We start from the raw sequence: 26,449 nt of genomic DNA on the forward strand, positions 1-26,449 counted from the left end.
TAAACCTAGACCCTAGAGTTGATTTTTTAGAAAGACTTATTTATCCCGAGGTAAGATTAATTTAGTCAAACCCATAATAAATATTACCCCACCCATCTTTCCATGGGTTTACTCGTTTTATGTTTATAGTGCCACTGTTACCATAGTTATCTCTAAATGTGACAGTCCGACAATATTTTATTTTATCTTTAGGGTTTGTTATAACTTCAGTACCAAAGGAAGGATAACCATTAAACCATGCAAAAGTGATAGACTCTGTTGTATTAATCTTTGCCTTTTTCCATCTTATAGACTCCCAATTTCTACTATTTTCACGCTTGTACTGGAAGTTTTGATCAGCTATACCTTGATTTGGCTCATATAAAAAAAGGGCGGAATGCGCAAGTAATCCAGGATTACTGTCTTTTTCTGAAGCGTAAGATGCAATTAAATTTCTTGGCCGTTGTTTAAGAGAACAACCATTTACATCATGAATTCCTCTGTTATTTTTCAGTGTAAATCTTTCTTCATATATAATTAACTTAGGGTGTGAAAATTGAGAAAATACTTCCGTAGTCTCTCGATCAAGGTCATCAAATGTGTAATGCATTTCCGGTATAGTAGTAACATGGACAAGTCCATTATTTTTGTCTCCATTGCAAGTCGATTCAGTGTATTCATCTCCGTTAACGTTTGAAAAATTTAACTCTACACATAATAAAATATCTGCATTACTGCTGTTCGTAGATAAGTAAAACTGTTCAGTCGTAACATCTTGATTATCGTTACGTAGAGTAGCAGAAGATTGGTATTTCCTATAAGTTTCTATATTACCGTCATACCCATTGTAAATTTGGCTCACTTTCCAATCTTGTGGTAAAAAATTATTTGTATAAGCTTGTTTTATCACGATTTGAGTAACTTCATATCCAGATGGAACATCTCTGTATAAAACATTTAATCTCACCTGCATATTTCCATTCGCGTAGATAGTTGCAGAAGACGAACCAGATTCCGTTATAAATATTATGGAAGGATCGGCGGCGTGTGATATCGAAGATATCAAGGATATAACTATAAATAACGTTATAATCTTAAGTTTTTTTAAAAACGACATAAATTACTCCGTAAAAATATGATATTATTATAAATGAGTTAATATAGCGGATAGTTATCCACTGCTTAAACATGTCAGCTTAAATTTATAAACCGAGCTGATAATAAAAACCCAGCAATGGAATTGTAACATTCTTGCAACAGTTAACAAATCAAACACAATGTTTATTTACCAAAAAAATATATTTTATTTCATATATCTTTTTAAAATTTTAATATTAATTCTCTAAATCAACAGTATCGAGGGGGAGTTTTACGCCTTTAAAATCCTTAGCATTCGTTAGTTTAGTATTTTATAACACCTAGCCACTCTATCGCGATTCATTATTGAAACTACACAGAACGCTGCTAAAAGACGCACTTGCAATTAATTATGACTACGCATAATTTATGAATAATAATGTAAATCTCTGGGGCTTATCTCGTTAAGTAATCCCGCACTAAAGCACAAAAATTACCAAGCGCGGATATATAAAAATATGTGATTACATAAAGAAAAAATAGGGCTAAGCGTCTGTTGCTGCTACAAATAAATGATGCAACGAATCAAGCTCATTATGGGCATTTAATACGATGAAAACGATAGATGAAATGGGCGAGTAAGGTCAGGGGGAGTTGTTACTTTTTAATCGGGTTTACTAAGAAAAAATACTGCCACAACCGCATAAGTCATGGCAATAAATCAATGTAGAATTACTTTTTAAGTTCTGAGAAGTAATCAAAAATTACCGGTACGTCATTTTGCCCAAGGCCCGCATCAACACCCGCTTGAAGTGCTTTAGAAGTACCTTCAGCGATTGGCGATTCAGTACCTAAATCAGAAACCATTTGCAGGAAGTAACCCAGATCTTTGTTTGCATTGGCAACAGAGAAACCTAATTTCTCTTCACCATCGACAGCATAGAACTTAGTGAACTGCATGAATGGTGAGTTAGATGGGCCAGCAGACATGATGTCGAATAATTGCTGACCATCAACACCTGCCGCTTTAGCAACAGCAAACGCTTGAGACATTGCTGTCACAGTTGTCATACCGATGAAGTTATTGATTAACTTAGTCGTGTGACCTGCGCCTAGTGCACCTAGGTGGAATACGTTTTCGCCTTGCTCTTCTAGAACAGGCTTAACTTTGTTGAATGTTTCAACATCGCCAGCTGCCATGATGTTTAGTAGACCATCTTTAGCGTGTGCAGGCGTACGACCTAAAGGAGCGTCAATCATGCTCGCGCCTTTTTCTGCTAGTGCTGCACCGATTTTTTGAGTAGAAGCTGGGATAGAAGTACCGAAGTCTACAAGTACTGCGCCTTCTTTAATTCCAGCTAGAACGCCATCTTCACCGTAGACAATCTTTTCAACAACAGCTGAAGTGGTAAGACAGAACTGCACGATGTCACTCGCTGCAGCTAACTCTTTAGCCGAAGTAAATGCGGTCGCATTGCCACGATCAATAACACGAGCAACAGCTTCTGCATTAAGATCCATCACGTTTACGTGGTAACCGCGTGTTTGTAGGTTTTCAACCATGTTGCCGCCCATAAGACCAAGGCCGATGAAACCAATGACAGGTTTAGTCATGTCTAACTCCAAATATACTATTGTATGATTAATTAATATGAAGCATATACGGCTATTCACATTTAATCAATCGTAAATTTATCAAAGTCGTCCAGAAGTAACATTTTTTTGATCGAAGTACCGTTCGACGGCAGAAGACGCGCCCAAGCACATAGGATAATCACCCAAAAACGCACATTGAATTAGGCTGGTCCGTGGGTAAGTTTGCCCTCACTGCTTATAGAGATGGCAGGCATCCTTTCTATAAGAAGCACTTCGAAATAGAACACAACTTGGAAAACCAAAGACGTCACAAAGCAAGGGCGTCTTACTGACGTTAGCGTAGTGATAAAACAACCATTATGGTTGAATGATGGCGCCAAACGATGGTTATTCTAGACCATTATTCACTCTAACGCTGATTAACCTATGGTCACCCAACGGCTATTAGTATGATTTAATAATAGATGAATCGATAGAAACCAACGAATCATTTGAAGACTATGTAGCGATAAACAGCACTGGTATCACTCAGCGACTCAACCGATACAGAGAGGCAATGGTGACGTCTTTGCGGCTGACGAGTCGTTTATGCTGAGCCAGAAACAGTTCGGCGGTAGAAACCGCATCGGCCAACGCATTATGGCTGTTGTATTCTGGTAATCCATATCGAGATCGTGTGCTTCCCAGCGTTAAATCAAGATCTTCATGCTGATTGATCGCTTTCTCCATGCTTTTCTCTAAGCACAAGGTATCGAGCCAGATCAGAGGAAGATCTTGAATGTGATAATGGTTGATGAGGTACTGTTTCATGAAGTTTTCTTCAACGATACAGCCGTGAGCCACAAGGTATTTCCCTTTCGCCGCTTCAAAAAATGTCATCATCGCATCGTGAATCGACACGCCAGCCGCTAACATTTGTGGGGTAATATGGTTAATGATCGCTGTTTCTGGGTTGATTTGAGAATCATCGTTAATGTAGAGGTGATGCGCGGATGCGAGATCAACTCGCCCTCCTGATATTTCGACCCAACCCATCGATAGAATAATGTCCTTTTCACTGTCTAAACCTGTGGTTTCTATATCCAGTACAATGTATTCGCCACCTTTAGCCAGATCCTCAAACGTTGGTAAAGGCTCTTTGAGTAGTTGTTCAACAACCGAGGGCAGCTTCATCGTCGCCAAACAGTGCTTACGTTTTCGTTTTAATCGCTCGAGTGGGTGAAAGTAGTGTAATGGTGAAAAGTGTAATCGTGCTTTCATTAGCGATTCCCAAAGCGCACTTTAGCGGCATCTTGCAAATCTGCGATGATTCTAAATGCATCTTTCAAATGCTTTCGTTCAAAACTGCCAAAGCTATTCGGGTTGATGTTGTTATCCGGTATTTGGCCACTTTTTAAGGCTTCAAGCTGGTGATTGAATCGGAAGGATAAAATGAACTGATACGCACCTAGGATATTTTTAAGGGCATCTTCACTGAGCAGCCCTTTCTCGTGGGCAGCGGCAAAACGTTCTTCGGTTGCCGACACATCGCTTTCTACCGCTAAGCCGTAAATTCGCGCTAGATCGATGATAAGGTTAATGGCGTATTTTTTTACATTCAGTGTTTTCTTATTTTCCCCTGACTTTTCCAACACGAGGCTGTTGAAAATACCCAAAGGCGGATTGGTATTTATCGCATCTTTCACCAGCGTACCCAAGAACTCTCGATTATTCTTGATGTTCGAATGAAGTTCATCACGTAATACCGTTTCAAACTCTTTATTACCATAAATCGTGCGAATTTCTAGGAAAACGCTGATATTAAGCAAACGCTCGTATTCTGGGTTAGACACCCATTTTTTATAGTAGTGCTTCCACACGTTTAACGGCTGGCACCATTTTGGTGTCGCGGCCATGTATTTACCTGGACACAATGGATAATCACAACTCGCGAGGCCATTTGTCACGATCTGCGCAAAATGCTGGAAATAAACCCGATCATTGTCGGTTGCAGAATCATCAAGAACAATGGCGCTGTCTTGATCTGACAGCATGTGAACTTCGTTTCGCGCATGCGACCCAGCCACAATCCACGAAAAGTCACACGGTGGCGGCCCTAGCTTGTCAATCGCGAATTGAATGAACCTTCGCGTGTAAGCATCCATGATCATGGTCATGACTTTACCTACAGTTTCAGGGGCCACTTTCCCTTCGACCAACGCTTCAAAGATGGCTTGTCTTTCGGCAGTGAAACTCGCGAGTGCACTTGGTTCCGTGGCATATTTGATTTTTTCAATCAAGAAAATCGCTTGTACACGGTGATTCTGAACCAGGTGAGAAGTGGTTAATAAGCCGATCACCTTATTGTCTTTTACTACGGGCAGGTTACGAATGTTGAACTGCATCATAACGGAAGCCGCATGAAGGACTAGATCATCTGGCTTGATGGTCAGAGGTGAATGTGTCATCACGTCAGATATTGGGCGATCTACATCCACTCGGTGAGCAATAACGCGTTTTGTCATATCTCGATCGGTGATTAAGCCAACAATGTTATCGTTCTCATAAATGACGGCGCACGATGTACGATGAACAATACGCATTTCATGGGCAACTTGTTGGATCGTCTGATCGGCAGTAACAACGGCCACTTTTCCACTGGCTACGTCTTCCACTTTGCGAATGAAAAGACCTTTCTCTTTATTCGACCAAACAACATCCAAGGCAGACTTTAGGCGAACTTGCGCTTGTGAGGCAAAATGCTCCGCGCAGCTCGGAAAGCTTTTGAACAGGGCTTGAAGTGCAGAATGAGGAATAAGATAAAGAAGCGTATTCTCGATGGCCGTTGCCCGGTAACTTTTGTCGGAATCAATATTGGTATCAAAGAAGGTGAAGCCAAACAAGTCTTCAGAGCCTAATCTTGCTCTGAGTACACCATCGGATTTTCGTTGTTCCATCGAACCTGTTCTCACGATGTATAAGAACTTCTCTTTACCTTCATCATCCAGTTCAACCACTTCTCCTTTACTTAGATAAGTAATTTGTACCGTGAAGGCCAGTTCTCGAAGTGCCTCTTTCGGTATTTTGTCGAAGGGGTCTATTTGACCAATGAACTGAATGATGTTTGGGAGAAGAGATTGAGGCATAGGATGGTCACCACGGATTTATTTAGTAGTATTATATAACCAAAAGGGATTGTTTCCAGCACTATCAATTAGAACTGTGCAGCAAAGTTGAATATCACGATGCCAAACGATGCCAAGCAGAGGAAACACAGAAGCACGTATGGTTTGGAAGAGCGACAGCAGATAAATTGAAGGGGTAGAAAAAGAAGGATTATGAATAGAAGGAGAGCTAAAAAAAGCATGCGGATGCATGCTTCTTAGAATAAAAATAACGAACTTAACATGTTAACTTGCGACAGGAAGCCTGTGGTTCGCCTCTTGTAAATGATTGGCAGAAGCCTCACGTGCTTTCGCACTGTTTCCAGCCATTATTGCATCATAAATCTGGCGGTGTTCATTGATACAAGTACTTCCCTCTTCTGAAGAGTGGACAATAAAGTTCACAAACATCGTCGTCAGTATATGACCAAAAGGCAGGTAAAAATCGTTCCCTGTTGCGTTAAAAATAAGGCTATGGAACTTCATATCGATATCGGTCCAGAGATCTTGATCAAACACCTCGGCTTCCGACACTTCGACCATTTTCTGAAAAATTCCAGACAGTTCGATTCGCTGCTCAGCGGTCGCATGGGTCGCGGCAAGAGCACAAGCTTCAGGCTCGATCGCTCGGCGCAGACCAAGAAATTGTAAGCAGAATTGGTCGATATCGGCCAGTCCATCCATCCACTCAATCAATTGAGGATCAAGAAAATTCCAATACGCACGGTTTACTACACGGGTACCCACTTTAGGCTTAGACTCTAATAAGCCCTTAGAAGTCAGCAGTTTCACGGCTTCTCGCAACGCAGTACGGCTAATACCAAACTGTTCACACAGCACCATTTCACCCGGAATGATTGAGCCCTGAGGAAGATCTCCAGACAAAATACCCCGTGCTATCTCTCGGGCTACTTGCACGTGTAGGCTACGTTTTGAACCAGATATTGAGTTAAAAGAACCTGACATATGTTCACAATTCGCTTTTAATGTATTATTTAACCTCAATTGTAACACTTTACTTTACCGACTCCAAACGAGGAAATCGGATAACGTGAGCGCAGAGACAATAAGAGGTTCAAAGCCTTTTCCCATTTTCATCCATTCATATTTCTTATTGATTCCTCTTATTTATTCATACAAAACCGCCCAGTAGCCACTGTTAAATTGAGAAAAATCACGATATCGGCTTTTTCTTCGATATTTTTGTGTCTGAAGACGCATTTATGCCTTGCTCACTTTGATTAAATATTATCTTATTGTATTATTTATTGATTCATTTTTAGCATGCTATATGTAACAACAGCAGTAATCATCGCAAATAGACGCTCTTGTTTACTTGCCTCTAAGGTGGCTTCATGACAATTTTTTCATTGGTGAGTAATTCAAGTCGTAGGATTCATGTGCAAGTCGCTCGGCAAATCGCACGAAGCATTCTTTCGGGGGAGCTTAAAGAGCATCAAAAGTTACCCAATGAAATCGAACTGTGTGAGATTTTTGGTGTGAGTAGAACTGCGCTACGTGAATCGACCAAGCTTTTGTCGGCAAAAGGGTTGATATCATCCAAACCCAAGGTAGGGACACATATCTTACCGAGAAATCAGTGGCATTTTCTGGACCCTCAGCTTTTGGAATGGATCCAAGACCTAGAAGATACTCAGCCATTTTTATCGCAATTTTTGGGATTGAGAAAAGCAATTGAGCCTGAAGCCTGTGCGCTTGCCGCCATCAACGCGACGGTAGAGCAAAGGAAAACCTTGTCAGTCTTGTTTCAAAAAATGACCATCGCAGCCAATCGTTTTGATTATGATGAATGGACAATCTACGACCACTTGTTTCACCAGGCGATATTCGTATCAACCCAAAATCAGTTCTATATCCCTTTTGGAAATATTCTATCTACGATTTTTAAGCAATTTATCGACCATTCCGCCGAAGGAGGACGCTTTTGCCTTGCAGAACACAATGCGATTTATGAAGCCATTATGTCGGGAGAACCAGACCGAGCACGAACGTCTTCTATCGTTCTGCTCAACGATGAGAACCAAAAACTCGCTCAAGTTCCAATTCAATGAGTTAACGGATAGTCAATCCATCTCATTTCTCCATTAGTTGATAGAATAACTGCAATTAATAAGGCCCAATCGTGTCGTCGCAATCTTACATTAAAAAGAATTTCTCATTAGCCTGGCCACTCGCACTGAATGGACTGCTTATGCAGTCTATGCTAATGATTGATACTTATTTGGTTTCCTCTTTAGGTGAAATACCCTTAGCGGCTATGGGTATTTCAACGACCGTAGTTGCCTTTATTCTCGGCATCCAGATGGCGCTGGCGAACGGTACTCAACTTGTTCTAAGTCGCGCTTTTGGTTCTGGTCTCAAGCAATCTCTTTCAAAAGCTTTTTGGGCAGGGCTAACACTAAACCTTTCAGCCGCGCTTATTTTCTGGGTGTTGCTTACTTATTTCAATCAGCCATTAATCGACATCCTCACCAAGGATTCATCACTTCACCAACAGATATCAAGTTACCTCAACATCACCAAGTATTTAGTGCTTTACACCGCGCTAACGCAAGTGATGATTGCTTTGTTCAACAGTTTAGGAAAAACCAAGATCCCATTTAAAGGGTACCTGATTGAATTACCGGTGAATGCAATTTTGTCTTACTTCCTGATTCATGGCATTCATGATTTTGATGGCCTAGGTGTACAAGGAGCAGCGTTGGGCAGCGTGATCGCAATGACTTTGCGTCTAATATACTTAACCCTCTGCGTTCATTACGATCCCAATATCACCCTGTCGCTTTCTGTCACCAGGCAAGAGTTTCAGACAAACATTAAAAGGCACTTGATTGAAATCTTTCCCGTTGCTGCTAATGTCACGATTTTGTTGATTGGGGCAACGCTATATCAGTTGCTTTATTCGCAGCTTAACATCAATGCTTATGTTGCCATTACGTTGGTCATGCCTTGGATTAGAGCGGGCACTCAGTTTATGGCGGCATGGGCTCATTCTTCGGCGATCAGTATTAGTCAGGCCATTGGCTCTAAAAAAATGGATGATTTAGCCCAGAATGTTAATACCAGTATTGATGTCACGGTTGGAATATCGGTGGTATGTGCCGCAGGCTTTGCCGCTCTGTCATTTGTTATTGGTGACATTTACCCTGATCTTGACGAGTCAACCTACATTGCGTTGTCTGCCATTGCCCCGCTCTACATTTTTTTGCCCATTGTTCGGGGCTATAACACGGTGCATGGAAACGTGCTCCGCGCACTAGGAAAAACAACTGCGGTCTTTAAAATCAACTTTACTGGGCAGTGGGTTATTTCGATCCCCTTATGTGCCATGATCATATTGGGCTTCGATGGTTCGATTTTCTGGGCCTTTGCCGTTCAGCCTTTTGAGGAAATAGTTAAAGCTTTGCCGTTTAGACAACTGGCAAGAAAATCGCTTAATGAATTTGATATGCAAAAAGCGGAAAAGCTCATGTACGATTAAACGCCCGCTACCGGCTCTTGCGAAGGTGTGCCTTAAAATAATAAAGGGACGGTGTTTTTAACCGTCCCTTTATTAGCCAAAATTAGATGAACACGCTTTACAATCAATTGAAATCAGAAAAACAAAAAGCAGTGATTATTTCTCAGTGACACCACAAGGCAAATTTAAGATCCATCCTGCAATCTCTTCTACCTGAGTCTGATTTCCATTCAATAAGCGGGTCATTAGCCCTCCTAGTAATAGCGCATAGGCTTGAGTGGCATTCGCCTCACCAACAAGTTTGCTCAGCTCTGCGAGAAATTTGGTATCCGCCATCTTTAGCAGATGATCATTGGCGATATCTTGGCTGTCTCGATTCTTTACGTAATCCAACAGCACCGTCATTTCACCTTTAAAGCGGCTATCAAGCGCAGTAATCAGTTGGTTAATAGCTTGTTCTTTGTTTTCAGGTAGAGGGCTGCCCTCTTCGATACCATAGAGTGTATGAGGCTCTAGCACTAATTCAGTACATGCTGCAAATAACGCTTCTTTACTCGGAAAGTAGTGGTAAAGCGCACTCTTAGAGACACCCAACGCCTCAGCGATGCCTCTCATACCCAGACCATTCAATCCATGCTCAGAAAAAATCTCAACCGCTTTGGTTGCAAGCTCCTTGCGGTAAGCATCACGATCTACAACTTTTGGCATTCACTTATCACCCTTTTTAAATGTCCAGTTGGACTCTATTCACTTCAACTTTAAAAGTCCACTGGTCGATAAAAATAATTTATAGACCGATCGGACTATAAAATCATTGACAACACCTTAATGCGTTCGCTATTCTTTTTTAGACCGAATGGACTAAAAATATCTTCTTCACATACTTCAGCGATTTTTCAATGGCTGTATTAAGGGAATCACAATGTCAGAAGCTACGCCGGTAAAAGAGTCAAAAACAACATCAAAAAATCAAACTACGCGACAAAACGCCCCGATCAACTGGGAATGTACCGGGCAATTCAATTTCACGACAGGTTATGGGGCAACGAAAGCAGAAGCCGCCATTGCGCACTATGCCACATTTATTGCCCCTATCGTTTTGTATTTTATCTCTTGGAAAACACTCGATTGGAGTGTTTTCCAACTGGTTGTCGCCAGCTTCTTAACCTTGGATATGATTGGAGGTGTCATCACCAATTCGTTAGGATCAATGAAACGATTTCTTCACTCGGATCAAAAGATCGAGGTCAATTGGGTTGGTCAGCTCGTCGGCAGCAAGTTTCTATTTCCAGCGACTCACTTCCAATTATTTGCGATACCTTTGTGTTTCGACATCGCGTGGTCGTATGCGTTTATTTGGTATGCCGTGATGATGATCTCTATTGTGGTCATTCACTGGCTGCCTATGTACCTGCACCGTCCTATCGCTTTGTTTGTTGTGATGCATTCCATCATCCTTAGTCAATTGATGCCAGCCCCTGAAGGACTTGAGTGGCTTGCCCCTATTTTCATCATGAAGTTGGTGCTGTCTCATGGAGTAAGAGAAGAGCCCTACCGCCCAACACTGACGAGCTAAAATACGGCGACAACCATAAAGGAAAAATAACATGACACATTCTTCGAGAATACTCGTCGTAGGTGCCACAGGCTACCTGGGGCTGCATATGGTAAGACAGCTACAAACCCATAATCTTAGTTTCAAAGCGATCGCTAGAAACAAGAAAAAGCTTGTAGAGATGGGGGTTTCCAGCGACCAAATTATCGAAGCGCAGGTCACAGACCCTAAGAGCCTTTTGGGAGAGCTTAATGAGATTGATGTGGTCATCTCATGCTTAGGGATTACCCGTCAGAAAGACGGATTGAAGTATATGGATGTGGATTATCAGGCCAATCTGAATGTGCTTATTGAAGCAGAGCGTTCTGGTGTAAGTCGATTTATCTACATTTCCGCATTCAACGCCCAAAAGTACCGAAACATTCGTCTATTACAAGCAAAGGAGCAATTTGCTCAACGATTACTGAACTCAAAGATACTTGCGCCTTGTGTCATTAGACCCAATGGTTTTTTCTCCGATTTAGAAGAAATCTACCACATGGCAGCGAGTGGACGAGTGTATCTTTTTGGCTCCAGAACCATCCGCTTAAATCCAATCCATGGCTCGGACCTGGCGACGTTTTGTATAGATGCAGTACGCAGCACAGATCGAGAACTAGAGGTTGGTGGACCCGAAACACTAACGACAGTAGACATTGCTCAGCAAGCATTTAAAGCACAGAACAAAGAAGCCAATATCGTTTTAATTCCAGATACCATAAGGCGCATAGCTTTGTGGCTAATGAAAAAATTACCTGAAAAATGGGGAGGGTCTGGTGAGTTTTTTCTAACAGCCTTAGGCGGTGATGCCATCGCGCCCCAATACGGAACGCACAAACTCAGCAACCATTATGTACAGATGTTCACCAATAAAGATTAGTGTTCGTTATTGCCATCACTTTAGTTATTGCCGTAACTTTAATTATTGCCGTAGCTATGGCGAATCGTTATAACGAACAACTGATCTACGAAAAAACGCCTCTGGCTTCTGCTTACTTTCAACCTTATTACAACCTGCTTTATTTCAACCTCCTTTCAGCCTCATTCCAACCTCGTTTCACCTCAATATCCTTCCTGCTTCGATTCACTTTCCGCACGCTAACTGGGCTTCTCCTTCACACAACATCATCACAAAACGCCATCAGATCCCGTGAACAACGTTACAATATGCTGACACTCAATTTGGCGTAAATATTCAATAGATCATGATGTCTTCTGGTTATCTTAGGCACTAGACAAGCTAATGAGGACATAATTTTGAGTAGAGTAAATAGCCAACTAAGCGTTGCGTCAAAAGCAAAGGTATTTGACCAGAAACACCAAAGCGAACGAGCAATGTTCGAATACAGTCTCTCCGTAGAGGCAAAAGAAAATGGCACATTTGAAGCGAATCGAACCTGGCTAGGGTTAACCTCTCCCTACATTGCGAAAGAAACCGTTATTTGGTGCCCAAAACACGGCCTAAAGCGGGTTGAAATGCATCAACCTCATCTGAATGAATCGGGATCGTTGATCGTGACGGCGCAGCAAGGCCGCTCGGACCTCAACAGTAAAAACACTCAGTATAAACAAAAAAGCAAGACCCTAAGTTTTTCTAAGCGCCCGTGTACTTTGTTGAGTATTCCGTTTGAGATTGTTCATCATTGGGACGAGTTAGCATCAGGAAACGCTCTCTATTTCGATTATACCGTCCTTAAAGTTCAGGCCCACACTGGGGTGAAATTCACCATGCGCGATGAAGGCGAGTTTAAGGTCGTCAGTGTTACGCCAGAAAAATGGTTTTGGCGCTTATTATTTGGTTCGACTGAATATTTCTTTGAAGGTGATGCACCCAAGCTCACAAAAATAGTGGGGTTGCTAGAACCTAGAGATAGAAATCTTCGTGGTAAATACGTGGAATATTTAGGTCGCGCAATTTTCGATCGTACGGTGGATTTTTCAATGATCAAGGAATCAAATCATGCATAAAACGGTGTTAATTACTGGCGGAACGCGAGGCATCGGTCAAGCTTTAGTCAAACAATATTTGAATCACGGCTACACAGTGATCGCAACAGGGAGTTCGGAAAAAAGCGTTGTCAGCTGTAAAAAGACACACCCGGAAGTACGTTGGTACGAATGTAATTTAAAATCGGCCCAAAGCATTGAACAATTTGCTAAGGCTTTAAATGGTGAGCCGCTGTCCTTGGTGATTCACAATGCAGGCGTACAACAAGCTAGAGATCTATTTGTTGACACTGATGAAGCCATTAGCGTTGAAGATGAGACGATGATTAACTTTACCGCGCCAATCTTGCTTACGCGCCTCCTGTTTGACAATGTTCAGCGTGCAACTGGCACCTGGGTTTTTGCAACGTCAGGGTTAGCGATTGCGCCTAAACAAAGCTCACCGGTTTACTGTGCAAACAAAGCCGGACTGAGGACATTTTGTAAATCTTTTAATGGCCAAATTAGGCGACACAACAGCGATATTAAAGTGTGTGAAGCCATCTTACCCTTGGTGGATACCGAGATGACACACGGGCGTGGCAAAGGGAAAATTTCACCAGCTCAAGCTGCGCTGGAAATTTTTGAGGGCGCGGAAAAAGGAAAAAAAGAAATTCATATTGGTAAAATCAAACTCGTAATGAAGTTACGTGCGTTGTTTCCAAATCTTATCGAAAATATCATGTTAAAAGAATGAGGAAGATACGATGAAAAAGAAATCTTCTATTGCTCAGCGGGTATTGGCGTGGATCGGTAACAATGGCGCGAAAGAGAAAGCTATTCCAATCTTGGCTGGCGTTTCAATCGGTGACTTTTTTGTTCCAGCGTTACCCACACAAACGTCGGTTATGCTGTTGGCCTGGTTGCAGCCCAAACGAGCAATATGGATTGTGTTCGCTTTTGCCACCGCGGCGGCGGCGGGTGCGGGAATATTAACGTTACTGGCCACATTGCTTGAGCACTACTTACAAATGGCCACACCAACGGCAGAATCGAAGGTATACCAACAGTGGTTAACACTACAAGGATACATTCAAGAGTACGGATTTCTTGCCTTAGCGGTGATGTCACTGTTTCCAACGCCACCGCGGACAATGGTGGTGCTGAGCTTACTCTCAGGCTTGGCCTGGTTTGGCATTTTATTAACGGTTTTTGTCGGTAAATTTGTATGGTTTTCTGTCGTTGTTACTCTAATCACGATTGCTCCCAAATGGTTGATAAAATTGCCAGTGGTTGGCACTAGGGTACAGACACTATTAGCGCAAAAATCAACGTATGAACAGGTAAGGTAATATGGCTAAAATCGCCAACAAAAGCAGTGAGTCAAAAGCGTTTGCAAGTAAAACTATGTTGAATATTCTTAATGCAGGGTTACATACCTTGCTTGATGACTCTCTGCACCTGAAAACGCATCCTATACAAACCGATCATTTCCTAAACGATCAGCTACAAAACGGTCAGTTACAAAGAAAGGCATTGAAGACCAAGCCGTTGCAAAGCAAACAATCGCACGCGCATATTCCACTAGAAACCAAGCGCGACTTTATTAATGAGGTAAGCCAACGATACGGGGCCAGTGCATTATTGTGCATTGGCATCGGCGTGAAGCAATTTATAGATTCGCCTGTAGGCCGTGCCCTTTTAAACGGAAGTGATCCATTCTTGCTACTTAAAAAGTGGCAAAGGCTGGAACGCTACGTACATAGTCAGCACTTTGTTGATTTTGAATATCACGATGATTGCGTCAAGGTGACACACAAATCCAGTACCACAGAGCCTCCAAGCATAGAAGAGGATTTAGCCGTTCTTGGGGTGTTGTGTGCCCTTCTCTATGAATCATCCGCTAGAAAGATCGTGATTAGCCATAGTTTAAAAGCTTCTGAAGGTTTTTTCTCTTATCCCAGTTTGCAGTGTAATGCGTCACAGCTTCACCGCGATGCACCATGGTATATCCACTTTCAAGTCAGCGAAAACACGAACCCAAGAATTAAAAACGCCGAACAATCGGTAACAAATAACACGCTAAGTGTGGTGAACATGGCTAAACAAGCCATCATGGATTTAGGGTTACTTGAAGTCGATTTACAACAGGTATCTAGGTGCTTAGCACTCTCTCCGCGCTCTTTACAACGTAAGCTAAGCGATGAAGGCCATAGTTTTGCCAAATTATTACAAGATGTACGCGTACATTTTGCCAGTCAATCGTTACTCAATGAAGCGTCATGCATTGCCGAGGTAGGCTTTGTGAGTGGCTTTGCCGATCAAGCCCATTTCACTCGTGTCTTTAAGCAATGGACTGGCATGTCACCGAAGCAATATACGCAGTTTAAAAGCTAAGGAGCCACAGTAATAGAAAGAAAAGGAAGGCAAAGGAAAAAGGAAAATATAAAGAAGAAATACAAACAGGCTTATAGCCTGTTTAAAATTTTATGATGAGCATATAAACCGACCTTGATACACCAGGTGCGGTAAGCCATTCGTGATAAACGCGGTTACATTCATATGTTCATATAGTTTATCCGTATAGCTTACCCATTTAGCTTAACCATTTACTTACCAGAGAATAGACGTTTTCAATTCGGCAACATCAAGTGGTTCGGCTAGTACCGTCGAAATATTCAGGTAAGCCATTTCACCTTCGAGGGTTATGGGCGCTGGTGAAACACCACGATACGACAATATTTGTGTGGCATCGGTATTCATACTGATAGAAACCTCATCCATAAAAAACCACATCCCAATAGACCCAGGGCCAACTTTGAACAGCAATGCGTTGTCGGTTTGTTTTTCAAGATAGATTTTAAATGGCGCTAATTTTTTTGCCTTGATGATGGGGCCAACACATGAGATCGATTGACCTTGTTTTAGCGCCTCTAAATGGGCGCGAATAAATTCGCCAAACAGTTCAGGCAAACAGACCTTTTGATCGACTCGACTGTCTTCCCATAATAACTGATTTTGCAGATTAAACGCCTGCACTGACGCGCCATTAATCACGATTTCGCCTCGCTGCTTTTCATGGCCTGTTTTGACCACGAGTGAAAATTGTTCCGGGTTCCACTGCGCTTTTGCCGCATATAACGTCGTGCCAGCTTGGGCTATTTCTAAAGACTGACTGTTTTTCGTAGACGAAGCGCTCATAGTAATTGGCTCATTCGCCAATACACTAGAACTAACACCTGAACTTAAAGCTGATAAAATAGCCAGGTTAATGACCTTTAAATACGATTTTTTTGTTGGTTGCATAACATCTCCTTTTTACTTGAGCTTACGCAAAATCATTGAGCAGTAATTGAACATTTACGCCAATAAAAGAGACTTTCTCACTGGTTCAGTCAGAGTGAAAAGCATACACACAACGCGGTTTGGGGATCGTTAGAGTAGCCAGTTACCTCCCATTAACTTAAGATTATCTTCAATGCTGATGACTTTATCGAAACGCACTCCTAACACAGTGTAACCATCACGCTCACGTACATTAGCTACGCTGCACTGTGGGCAAGAGTCAGCAATAGTGGCCTTGTCGAACACAATTCTAATTTCTTCGCCGAGTGCGATGTTGACGGGAGAATCTGACAATTTTATGGCACAACCTGACACTGAAATATCAATGACACGTGCGTGATAACGCTGTTCACTGATTGCAACTAACACCGCTAAGTCAACTTTAAACCTTTTGCTAGACCTTAAAGGCTTTTGCTCTATCACTGTTGGGTAATCGATAAACAACATCCAGGAACTCAGTGTTTTTATGCTCGATATCGTGCTTCTGAACGCAATCACATGCCTTTCAAGATCGCGGCATACCCCTCTAACCACCACTTCACTGCCGATTAAGTTTTTATAAATCATGTCATTCGACGGTTTGCCATTTAACTCAAATATCAAGTAATGGTTTTTTTTCATTCCAATGAAGGTCACCGCTGACTCGATTTGGTCATCGTGCCCTATATAAATGGTCAAAAAGGACTTCATTTCAAAGCTCATCAACTCTGTTAAATCGCCTTTCAGTCTACTAGAAGCGATAGAGGCTGCTAATGCATCCATTTAGTTGACCTCCCATGACAAAGCATCGTAATGACACTCATTAGAGATCATCGGATCCATATTTAGCTTACTATTCAACTGAGACACAGTACGCCAATCGGCCTTTTCATAAGCTTGGGCCAATTCAAGAAACAAACCGAGTTGCCCGCTCCCATTTTCAAGCGCTTTCTCAATATGTGGCTCGAGTGAAATAGAAGAAAAAATGGTCTCGAATGGCGTGATCAGCATGACATCTAGTAGGGATAACATTCCTGCTAGATAAGCTTCATTTGAGTTCATTCCGCTATTATGACGTAAGGCAAGTAATTGGCAAAAACGCCCTCTTGCCACGGAGGTTTGGTAAAGAACTTCTGGCTTATCTTTCGAGACGTTTGCCAAAGCCACCAAAGAGATAAACTTTCTTAACTTCACATCACCAAGAAAAGTGAATGCTTGTTTAATTGACTTGATAGAGTTGGCAACATTGGCGGAATTAACACATCTTAGAAGGTTAAATGACAACCCAACATCCGACGAGAATATTTTTTCCAGTTCTTGAAGATCTAAGTCGCTTTTAGATATCTCTTTAAAAAGCTTTATCGATGCAAGATCCCCAGTTGTTAGCACTGAGTTTTTTAACATTTCTGGCTTGGCAAAAAAGTAGCCCTGGAACAACTCAAAACCGATACTCAACGATTTTTGATACTCCTGTTCAGTTTCTACTTTTTCAGCCAAAAACTGTATTTTGCTGCCTTTCACCTTCCTGATGAAATGTTCAACCTGTTCAAAACGAATAGCTTGAATATCAAATTTAATCACATCAATAAAGGGCAAGAATACCCGCCAGGCCGGTGATGGTACAAAGTCATCAAGAGCGATTTTGTACCCTCTTTTCTTCAGCTTTTTGATAGCAAACAATAAATCACTCGTTGGCTCACAGGTTTCCAAAATTTCAACGACTAGGTGTTCACTTGGCAATAAGCTGGGTACCAAGTTGACCAAGCTTTGATGAGAGAAATTAATAAACGCCATTTTGTCATCAAGTAACGATCTATTGTCACTGGTTGTGAAAAAGTTATCGTATATCAATCTATTAGTGGCTTCTTCATCACTTACGCTTGGGAACGAATTGTCCTCTCCATCACGAAAAAGTAACTCATAACCGTAGATATTTTTGTTGCTATCTAAAATAGGCTGACGGGCGACAAATGATGTTTTCATTTCAAATATTAACCTTTCGTTACACTTTAGTGTTGAACATTAATGCGTTTATTATCAATAATTCATAGCGTAAATTAACTGCGGGTGAATCATAGCTACTGATAATAACACTCATTATTTTTTAGCAATATGCAGAAAACGAAGACACCGCTTTTTAGCGGCTTTTCACCTCAAACTCTATCTATGTAGTTGTGTAATATGACCTCAAGCTTTAAAGCGCTATACCGAAAAATTTCTACCGAAAACATTGATGAACTCTCTCAGTTTATTGCGTCAAGGAATAGAGAATACATTCAAACCAAGCCTGGAAATCTAAAGATTTGCTATCGCGAATTGAACTTAGGTTGCGTACAAATTGTAAGAGAAAAGGTTAGTCGAGGAGCACTTATATCTGCCTGCCCACCTGCTTCCTTTCTCCCATTTCCTGCACTCATCTCCAATGATACGGAAGGTAAATTCCACGGTAAGAAAATGCTTCCAAACATGATTTATTCTGCATCAGGTGGTGATTGGGACGTCAATTATTCAAACCACATTGACTACATTGGAGCGAACTTTAACAAAGCGATTTTTTTGAGTGCCTATACTGACCTTCGAGGTAAAGAACCCCCAAAGCTGTGGAGCACAACGACAGCAACAGTCACAGATGAACGAGCCTTAAACCGCTATAAGAGTGGGTTAGCGCGTATATTGTTGCTCATAGAGAGACAGCCTGACTTACAACAACACGCTATGGTCATGAAAGCGCTAGGAGAAAGCATATTCAACCTCACTCTCAATATGCTTGAGCCAGCTCCATTTGTTGACACTAACATGAAACAACCAAATCGAATCGCTGGAGTACGCCGAGCGATCGACTATTTAAAGCAATATGCTAATGAGCTACCAAGCATGCATGAATTATGCACGGTATCTCAACTTTCTGAGCGAAACTTACAGTATGGTTTTAAAGACTATACGGGTGTGTCCCCTATGCAATATCGGAAACTGCTTCGACTCAACAACGTACGAAAGGAGCTACTTCGCTCATCCAGAAATAACACTCAGGTGATGGATATTGCCTTGAAATGGGGCTTCTTTGAATTGGGCCGTTTCTCGCGCGACTACAAACTCCTGTTTGAAGAACTGCCTTCCGAAACGCTAAAGCGGTATGTGAATTAGGAAATAACGTCCTGAATTCTTTCCTATTTTTCAACACAAAAAAGCGAGCTACTACAATTAAGTTCGAATAATTCTCTCATTCTCTACAGCCACACAATAAAAAGACAAATCTATCAAGACGATGTCCCCTTTTTTACGGATGGGCTTCAAACTCTAGATTAGCGACAAAATAACATTTGATATTAATTCTCATTTGGGTTAATTTTTTCGCGCTAGTGTTGTGTTATAACGTATCGTTATTTATTTTAATCAATGGTAGAGAAAATCGATGAAAGGATTGAGCAAATTACTCTTATCCATGGCAATGACGTGTGGCGTTCTCGCGGCACCAGTTCAAGCGGATATTGAATTCAAAGATGTGATAGGTAGGGAAATCACCTTAGATAAGCCAGCTGAGCGGGTGTTTCTTGGTTTTTATTTTGAGGATTTTCTTGCCATAGCTGGGCCAGATGCTTACACCAAGGTGGCGATTTTTCCTAAAGCTTCTTGGAAAGATTATCGTCAATCCCAGTGGACAACGTACACAAAAATCATACCTGAGTTAAATACAATCGAAGATTCTGGTTCTATTTATACCGGAACGTTTAATCTAGAGAAATTGCTCACCGTTAAACCCGATGTCGCATTATTGGCGGCTTGGCAATATAAATCCCTAGGGGAAAAAGTCGATTTATTAGAAAGCACAGGGATCACAGTGGTCGTGGTTGATTTCAATGCTCAAACCGTCGAGAAGCATTTAGCCAGTACTCGAGTGATCGGCAAGGTAATGGGCACGGACAGCAGAGCAGAGATAATTGCCAATGAATATGAATCGACGGTGATCGATGTTCAACGCCGCGTTACTGACTATTTGACAAAAAATCCAGCTCGCCGAGTGTATGTAGAAATCGGCACCGGTGGTGCCGATGAATATGGTAAGAGCTATTCCACCTCGATGTGGGGGAAATTGCTCGATCTCGCAGGAGCAAACAATATTGCGGCGGGCAAGTTTGAAGGTTCTGCCCACCTAACGCCTGAATATGTCCTAAGCCAAGATCCAGAAGTGATTTTTGTCTCTGGTGCTCATTGGTCTAAATATGACGACAGCGCATTACTAGGATTCGGCACAAGTGAAGAACAAGCCCAAGCTCGCTACATGCCTTACTTGAAGCGTCAAGGTTGGGATCAGCTCAGTGCGATAAAGAACCACGAATTTTATGGGATGTATCACTCTGGTACGCGTACTATTTATGACCATGTGTTTTTGCAATATCTCGCTAAATCTATTTACCCTGAAGCTTTTAAAGACATTGATCCAAAGAAAACTCACCAAGCCTTTTTTGAGCAATTCATGCCTCAAAAACTCGACGGTACTTTCATGATTAAGGTTGATGGCTAATGAAAACGGTTGTTGACACTTCTATTTCAGAGATCTCTCCATCTAGCGGCATTTATGCAGCACTGAATCGATCGCGATTGCGCTTTATTTGGTTGACGACAGTTGCATTGTGCTTGGTGGTCATTGCTGACCTTGGTATTGGATCTTCCTGGATGGGTGTCAGCGATATAATGAATACCATATGGCTTGGGCCTAATGGAGACTCTCTTCACTCAACCATTATTTGGCAGTTAAGGCTGCCATTAACGCTGACATGTTTGGTGGTTGGCGCTTCCTTAGGTCTTGCTGGAGGGTTAATGCAAACCTTGTTGGCAAATCCGTTAGCAAGCCCATACACCTTAGGCGTTTCGGCGGCAGCGGGGTTTGGAGCGGCGGTCGCGATGTTGTCTGGCCTCACTATTTTTGGGCACGCATGGCTAGGCGTTCCAGTGTCTGCCTTTATTGCTTCTGCACTCTCTAGTTTCACCATTTTTTCTATCGGAAAGGGGCGCAACATGGACGCAAAAGTGCTGATCCTTGCTGGTATCGTCGTGCTGTTTTTCTTTCAAGCATTGCAATCCCTGGTTCAGTACATGGCCTCACCAGAAGTCTTGCAGCAGATTGTTTTTTGGCTGTTTGGCAGTTTACTAAAAGCCAGTTGGACGTCCGTCTGGGTGGCCGGGGTCATTTTAGTCTTTACACTTGTGTATGTTGCGCCACAAATATGGGCATTGACGGCTTTGTCGACGGGAGATGAACGGGCTCAAAGCCTAGGAATTCAAACCGATAAACTCAGGCTACGGATATTTCTTCTTTGTTCAATGTTAACGGCTGGTGCGGTGTCTTTTGTCGGAACAATCGGGTTTGTTGGATTGGTGGCTCCGCACCTGTCACGCATGTTGGTGGGGGAAGATCAGCGATTTTACTTACCCATGGCCACCATGATGGGCGCACTTGTCTTAACTCTTGCCTCACTCGTATCCAAATTAGTCGTGCCTGGAACGATCATTCCTATTGGCATTGTCACATCGCTAGTGGGCGTGCCGTTTCTTCTCTATTTGCTGGTCAGTAAAAGGTTTGCATAATGAATTATCTTTGTGTTGAACAACTTTGCGTTTCGTTAGGTGGAAAACCTATTCTTAGTGACCTATCTGCCCAGTTTCAAGGTGGGCAATTCACCGCTGTTTTAGGCCCCAATGGCACCGGAAAAACGACTTTGTTGAAGGCCATAATAGGCACCATTCCTTATCACGGTACTGTGTTGAGTCGCAGTGGCTCAGAGCCGATCCCTATCAGTCGTTTTTCTTATTTATGTCAATTGAACAAATCCCCTAGCCAGCTCACGGTGATCGAAATGGTGCTGCTGGGATTGGTGAATCAACTGACATGGCAGATTAGTGAACAGCAACAATTACTTGCCGAAAATATGCTGAAATCCTTAGGTATTTTACCCATTGCGACACGGCGATTCAGTGCACTTAGCGGTGGCCAGCAACAAATGGTGGCGATGGCACAAGCACTGATATCGAAACCCAAAATACTGTTGCTCGATGAACCCACCAGCGCGTTGGATTTACGCCACCAGGTTCAAGTGTTAGACCTGGCTAAGCAATACACCCGTGAAAGTGGCGCTGTGACTGTAGCGGTATTGCATGATTTATCGTTGGCAGCACGCTACAGCGACCAACTTTTATTGCTTAATAAAGGCAACGTGGTCGCATCCGGTGAGCCTAAGGACGTACTCAAACCGGATTTACTTGAACAAGTTTACCAGGTTGAAGTGGATGTAGGGTGTTGCAACCAAGGCCATTGGCATGTCACGCCGACTCGCCCCACTCGATCCCATAGTCAATACCTAGCGGCTGTTTAGCCTGATGTTTTTATAAATCTAGATTAAGTGATCGCTTAAATACGACGTGATTGTCAGGTATTCGACCAATTTAAAAATTATAAAAGAAATCATAATGAATAAAGGTGTTTTGTTGGCGATTGCATCCGCACTCGTTTTTAGTGCGATGAACGCACTGATTAAAGCGGCAAGCTTGACGATTCCAAGTGCAGAAATTGTTTTCTTTCGCAGTATTATTGGTACCTGTTTGGTGCTTTTTTTGATGTTCCAAGCACGAGTTACGTTCTCAAGCCAAGGAGTACCATTATTGGTACTGCGGGGCGTATTTGGCGCGTTATACCTGCTTGCCTTTGTGTATACCATTGCGCATATTCCACTGGCTGATGCGGCTATTCTGGCCTATTTATCCCCCTTCTTTGTTATCGTGCTTTCTAACCTTGTGCTAGGAGAACGCTTACCTAACAAAGCCAAGTTATTATTACCCATGATTTTAGTGGGCGTTGCGCTGGTGATTGATCCGTTTGGATTCAGTGCATTTAATATTTATGCCCTCGCTGGTATTGCGAGCGCGATATTTGCAGCGGGCGCCTCAATAACCATTAAGCAGCTCAGCAAAAACCACCATACATATGAAATTGTATTCTACTTTTTAGCAACCGCGACCGTAATATCAGCAGTGTTAATGAAAGGTACGTTTGTCATGCCACAAGGCATCACATGGTTGTACTTGGTTGCGATTGGTGTGGTTTCGTTACTTGGGCAAATATTCTTAACCAAGGCCTTTACGCATGAAAATGCTGGGGTTGTGGCGGTGACACGCTACATCGGACTCGCATTTAATATTTTATGGGGTGTCATTTTTTGGAACGAAATTCCTGATTGGTTAACCGCTTTAGGGGGAACGGTTATTGTAATCTCATGCATTTTACTGTCGTGGCCAAGCAAGGATCGCAAGCAAACGAACAATGTCGCACAACGAGAGAATGTTGCATAACGAAAGAATGTGCATAACGAAAGAATGCATTGATCACCTAATTCAGCCGCTTCATCAATCAAATATACACATTGCATGTGATTTCTGTATAGAAGCATGTTAAAAAGTGACAGCTTTAATAAAATGTATTTTATCAATTACCGAGAGCGTGATGAAAAAGAGTGGTTTTACATTAATTGAATTAGTGGCTGTTATTGTCATTCTTGGTGTACTCGCTGTCGTTGCTGCACCACGGTTTCTCAACTTACAAGAGTCTGCGAGAAGTTCGGTACTCGAAGGTGTGGCTGGTGCGATGGAAGGAGTGATCACTCAAGTTAATGCCAAAGCAGCTATTGCTGGATTAACGCCGAGTAACTCCAACCCCACGGCGGGCTCTGGTAGTAGCGCACAAGATGATTATGTGATCGATTTTGGTATCGGTACAGTCGAAGTTGACTGGGCCACACTGTGTCCTGAGAGTGTCGGAGAATCAGGGGGTAAGCTTACCATGCTCCACTTTCTAACATTAGGAACCACTGATGATTTTACTACCGCAGTTGGTAATCGCCACACTGTCGTTGGTTTTGAGCACAATTTCTCTGACCAAGACCTAGGCAGCAACAATATTGAAGTCCTTCCTGAAGGTTGCTACGTCATTTATGACTCATTTGGTGGTAGATCAGGCGCGACCTGCCCGGCTGAAGGTTGTGAATGTACCGTGAGAATTGAAAATACTGGCTGTTAGAGCCTCGCCTTTCTATTATTTCCAGCCGTTGAGACTACAGAAGTACTACCGACGGCTGAGCAATCACAAATTCTTCGTTGGTAGGCAACCCATTAGTAGAACTTGTGCTAGTAAGTGTTAGAACTATTCAACTAAAAACAGATTCATTGTCTTTAATTATCGTACCGCCCAACCAATTCCCTCTAAATGAACTAAAATATTAGCGTTAGTGGTTGTATCCATAGAATAACGAATCTATTTAGGCTAGGTAGGATAATAATATGGGAAGACGAAACCAAGATACTATCGACGAGGAGGTCAACTTTGCATCCTCTGAAGAGCTTGTTTCTACAACAGACCCCAGAGGGGTGATTACCTACGCTAATGACGCGTTTTGCTCAATTTCGGGATACTCACGTGACGAGTTAATCGGCAAAAACCATAATATGGTTCGACACCCAGATATGCCAAAAGAGGCTTTTTTTGATCTTTGGGAGCACCTTAAACAAGGGCAGCCCTGGCGAGGCGCAGTAAAAAACCGATGTAAAGATGGTCGCTACTATTGGGTAGATGCTTTTGTTACTCCTATATACAGCAACGGAGAAATCGTTGGCTATCAATCGGTGAGAAGAAACTTAGACCCTAAGTATAAAAGTGCTGCGGCTAAGATGTACAAAAGAGTTAAGCAAGGAAAGCCTATTCGTCCGACGTCGGTTGACCTATTTGAGAAATACAAATTATTGCTATTTTTGGTGTGCGGTATACCCATTATATATTTGACGTCTTATTCTTACCTATTCTCTATCTTATTGCTTCCTATGCCACTTCTTCTGTTCAGAAACGAAATATTCCGAATGGCTAGTTATACTAAAGAACAGCAAGATAAATACGATAGTGTCTCAAGATACGTCTACTCTGGCGATAAACCTAACAGCGTATGCGACTTCCATATAAAACTACTGGAAGGTCAAGTCCGAACGATTATCGGGCGTGTTATCGACTCTAGCCACATACTTGCGGATGGCTCAACATCGCTTAACAATACCGTCACTCAATTGAAAAACTCGACAGAGCAAGGTGTGGGAGAGCTATTGCAAATTTCAACCGCATCGGAAGAGATGACTCAAACAATCGATGAAGTTGCACAGAATACCATGAGTTCAAGTCACAAAATGGAACAAGCTCATAGTGACTGTGAAGCCGCCACAAAGGCAATGCGACACACGATGGACGAAGTCAATGCTTTAGCCAAAGAAGTCGAAGAATCCGCGACGTCAGCCATTGAACTCTCCACTGAAGTAGAAAAAATTAGCGATATTATGCACGAAATAAAGGGAATATCGGAGCAGACCAACTTACTCGCGCTCAACGCGGCCATTGAAGCCGCTAGAGCAGGAGAACATGGCAGAGGATTCGCTGTTGTAGCCGATGAAGTGCGGGCTTTATCAACCAGAACACAATCTGCGACCGAGCAAATACACTCATCGGTCTCTGAAATTCATACGACTCTCATTTCGTGGTCAAAAAAAATGGAATCTGGGAAAGAAGCCGCTGAAAATTGTGCTACCGAGGCCCAAGAAACAGAACTTCTCGTGGCAAAAGTTTACGATACTATTTCAGATATTTCAGACTTAACTATGCAAATATCCACTGCGACCGAGCAGCAAAGTATGGTTTCACAAGAAGTAACCCGAAATATTTCTAATCTCAGAGATGCATCAACAATGAACCTAGAGCAAACTGAGGGAGTAAATGATCAAGCAGGTATGATCAACCGTCTGTCACATTCACTGGCATCACTTGCTTTATCTTTTCGAGTTAATTGAATACAGCCTGTCTCTAATAGGCAATACAGAGCTATATGAGTGACTGAGTCAACTAGAGGTGGAAAGAATTTTCGGTGTCCAGCCGGAATGACTTAAAAACTACTGTAGCCTCAGCATACAAAACCAAAAAAGCGAGCCATCATAGCTCGCTTTTCAATATTCTGTATTTTGGAAAAAATTACAACAGTTCGACCGACTGCTGCGCAATCACGAATTCTTCATTGGTTGGCTAGGTATTAGTACAGCAGACACATTACAGCTTCCTCCTACAAATTTTTGGACAGAAGATTGTTGCATTTTTACTAATTTAGCAAAACGCGAATTAATTAAGGTAATGTAAAAAATCGCTTAACTGTATGTCCTGTAATTCTGGAACAGAACTATATTATGGAAACCACTTAACATTATATGTCCTCCTGCTGGCTACAGAACACCATAATCAGCTGTAATAATCAG

Annotated in this window: 24 protein-coding genes; 15 read left to right on the plus strand and 9 right to left on the minus strand. The window is 42.3% G+C overall.

The features are described from left to right. Positions 1-61: 61 nt before the first annotated feature. The 5 genes from QF117_RS05345 to QF117_RS05365 all read right to left on the minus strand — a co-directional run bounded on the left by QF117_RS05345 (position 62) and on the right by QF117_RS05365 (position 6,761). Positions 62-1,096 (minus strand): hypothetical protein, encoded by a 1,035-nt coding sequence (locus tag QF117_RS05345; protein WP_282385185.1) that lies wholly within the window; start codon positions 1,094-1,096, stop codon positions 62-64. A 692-nt stretch (positions 1,097-1,788) separates the two neighbouring features. After that, on the minus strand, positions 1,789-2,670 hold the full coding sequence (locus QF117_RS05350) for an NAD(P)-dependent oxidoreductase (RefSeq protein WP_282385186.1): 882 nt from the start codon (positions 2,668-2,670) through the stop codon (positions 1,789-1,791). Between the two features lie 510 nt (positions 2,671-3,180). Next, a complete protein-coding gene (locus QF117_RS05355) occupies positions 3,181-3,912 on the minus strand; it encodes a 3'-5' exonuclease (RefSeq protein WP_282385187.1) in 732 nt (243 codons plus the stop codon). Continuing rightward, positions 3,912-5,777, minus strand: a complete 1,866-nt coding sequence (locus QF117_RS05360; protein WP_282385188.1) for a DUF294 nucleotidyltransferase-like domain-containing protein — start codon at positions 5,775-5,777, stop codon at positions 3,912-3,914. The genes QF117_RS05355 and QF117_RS05360 overlap by 1 nt, the downstream gene beginning before the upstream one ends. Before the next feature lie 264 nt (positions 5,778-6,041). Continuing rightward, a complete protein-coding gene (locus tag QF117_RS05365) occupies positions 6,042-6,761 on the minus strand; it encodes a FadR/GntR family transcriptional regulator (RefSeq protein ID WP_282385189.1) in 720 nt (239 codons plus the stop codon). 389 nt (positions 6,762-7,150) lie between these two features. On the opposite strand from QF117_RS05365, the gene QF117_RS05370 reads away from it, so the two are divergent. Further along, a complete protein-coding gene (locus QF117_RS05370; protein ID WP_282385191.1) occupies positions 7,151-7,867 on the plus strand; it encodes a FadR/GntR family transcriptional regulator in 717 nt (238 codons plus the stop codon). Between the two features lie 140 nt (positions 7,868-8,007). Beyond that, positions 8,008-9,297, plus strand: coding sequence for an MATE family efflux transporter (locus QF117_RS05375; protein WP_282385193.1), 1,290 nt, complete (start codon positions 8,008-8,010; stop codon positions 9,295-9,297). A gap of 135 nt (positions 9,298-9,432) precedes the next feature. Here QF117_RS05375 and QF117_RS05380 read toward each other — a convergent pair whose 3' ends face one another. After that, positions 9,433-9,984: a TetR/AcrR family transcriptional regulator gene (locus QF117_RS05380; protein WP_282385195.1), complete on the minus strand. Its 552-nt coding sequence runs from the start codon at positions 9,982-9,984 to the stop codon at positions 9,433-9,435. 214 nt (positions 9,985-10,198) lie between these two features. On the opposite strand from QF117_RS05380, the gene QF117_RS05385 reads away from it, so the two are divergent. The 6 genes from QF117_RS05385 (at position 10,199) to QF117_RS05410 (ending at position 15,193) form a co-directional block, all read left to right on the plus strand. Beyond that, the gene (locus QF117_RS05385) at positions 10,199-10,852 is read left to right on the plus strand and encodes a hypothetical protein (RefSeq protein WP_282385196.1); all 654 of its coding nucleotides are present in this window, start codon (positions 10,199-10,201) and stop codon (positions 10,850-10,852) included. 31 nt (positions 10,853-10,883) lie between these two features. After that, on the plus strand, positions 10,884-11,750 hold the full coding sequence (locus QF117_RS05390; RefSeq protein ID WP_282385197.1) for an SDR family oxidoreductase: 867 nt from the start codon (positions 10,884-10,886) through the stop codon (positions 11,748-11,750). A gap of 377 nt (positions 11,751-12,127) precedes the next feature. Beyond that, entirely contained in the window at positions 12,128-12,838 is a 711-nt protein-coding gene (locus QF117_RS05395; protein ID WP_282385199.1) for a hypothetical protein, read from the plus strand. After that, complete coding sequence (locus QF117_RS05400; protein WP_348984829.1) at positions 12,831-13,553, plus strand: SDR family NAD(P)-dependent oxidoreductase; 723 nt, start codon at positions 12,831-12,833, stop codon at positions 13,551-13,553. The genes QF117_RS05395 and QF117_RS05400 overlap by 8 nt, the downstream gene beginning before the upstream one ends. Before the next feature lie 10 nt (positions 13,554-13,563). Beyond that, positions 13,564-14,148, plus strand: coding sequence for a hypothetical protein (locus QF117_RS05405; RefSeq protein ID WP_282385202.1), 585 nt, complete (start codon positions 13,564-13,566; stop codon positions 14,146-14,148). 1 nt (position 14,149) lies between these two features. Continuing rightward, a complete protein-coding gene (locus tag QF117_RS05410; RefSeq protein ID WP_282385203.1) occupies positions 14,150-15,193 on the plus strand; it encodes a helix-turn-helix transcriptional regulator in 1,044 nt (347 codons plus the stop codon). Between the two features lie 216 nt (positions 15,194-15,409). Here QF117_RS05410 and QF117_RS05415 read toward each other — a convergent pair whose 3' ends face one another. The 3 genes from QF117_RS05415 to QF117_RS05425 form a co-directional block, all read right to left on the minus strand. Beyond that, entirely contained in the window at positions 15,410-16,102 is a 693-nt protein-coding gene (locus QF117_RS05415) for a hypothetical protein (RefSeq protein ID WP_282385204.1), read from the minus strand. Between the two features lie 129 nt (positions 16,103-16,231). Next, positions 16,232-16,903, minus strand: coding sequence for a PilZ domain-containing protein (locus QF117_RS05420; protein ID WP_282385205.1), 672 nt, complete (start codon positions 16,901-16,903; stop codon positions 16,232-16,234). Further along, positions 16,904-18,103: an HDOD domain-containing protein gene (locus QF117_RS05425; protein WP_282385207.1), complete on the minus strand. Its 1,200-nt coding sequence runs from the start codon at positions 18,101-18,103 to the stop codon at positions 16,904-16,906. Positions 18,104-18,301: 198 nt separating this feature from the next. Here QF117_RS05425 and QF117_RS05430 point away from each other — a divergent pair, with 198 nt between their 5' ends. The 7 genes from QF117_RS05430 (at position 18,302) to QF117_RS05460 (ending at position 25,993) form a co-directional block, all read left to right on the plus strand. Continuing rightward, positions 18,302-19,264, plus strand: a complete 963-nt coding sequence (locus QF117_RS05430) for a helix-turn-helix domain-containing protein (RefSeq protein ID WP_282385208.1) — start codon at positions 18,302-18,304, stop codon at positions 19,262-19,264. Between the two features lie 268 nt (positions 19,265-19,532). Then, complete coding sequence (locus QF117_RS05435) at positions 19,533-20,642, plus strand: ABC transporter substrate-binding protein (RefSeq protein ID WP_282385209.1); 1,110 nt, start codon at positions 19,533-19,535, stop codon at positions 20,640-20,642. Then, complete coding sequence (locus QF117_RS05440) at positions 20,642-21,706, plus strand: iron ABC transporter permease (RefSeq protein WP_282385210.1); 1,065 nt, start codon at positions 20,642-20,644, stop codon at positions 21,704-21,706. The genes QF117_RS05435 and QF117_RS05440 overlap by 1 nt, the downstream gene beginning before the upstream one ends. Further along, positions 21,706-22,491, plus strand: a complete 786-nt coding sequence (locus QF117_RS05445) for an ABC transporter ATP-binding protein (protein WP_282385211.1) — start codon at positions 21,706-21,708, stop codon at positions 22,489-22,491. Before QF117_RS05440 ends, QF117_RS05445 begins: the two co-directional genes overlap by 1 nt. Positions 22,492-22,585: 94 nt before the next feature. After that, a complete protein-coding gene (locus tag QF117_RS05450) occupies positions 22,586-23,464 on the plus strand; it encodes a DMT family transporter (protein WP_282385213.1) in 879 nt (292 codons plus the stop codon). 175 nt (positions 23,465-23,639) lie between these two features. Beyond that, positions 23,640-24,188: an MSHA biogenesis protein MshA gene (locus QF117_RS05455; RefSeq protein ID WP_282386160.1), complete on the plus strand. Its 549-nt coding sequence runs from the start codon at positions 23,640-23,642 to the stop codon at positions 24,186-24,188. 260 nt (positions 24,189-24,448) lie between these two features. Beyond that, positions 24,449-25,993 carry a PAS domain-containing methyl-accepting chemotaxis protein gene (locus QF117_RS05460; protein ID WP_282385215.1) on the plus strand — a complete coding sequence of 515 codons (1,545 nt, stop codon included), beginning with the start codon at positions 24,449-24,451 and terminating at the stop codon, positions 25,991-25,993. Positions 25,994-26,449: the final 456 nt, after the last annotated feature.

It is taken from the genome of Vibrio sp. YMD68 (assembly GCF_029958905.1).
In the GTDB taxonomy this organism is placed as follows: Bacteria; Pseudomonadota; Gammaproteobacteria; order Enterobacterales; family Vibrionaceae; genus Vibrio.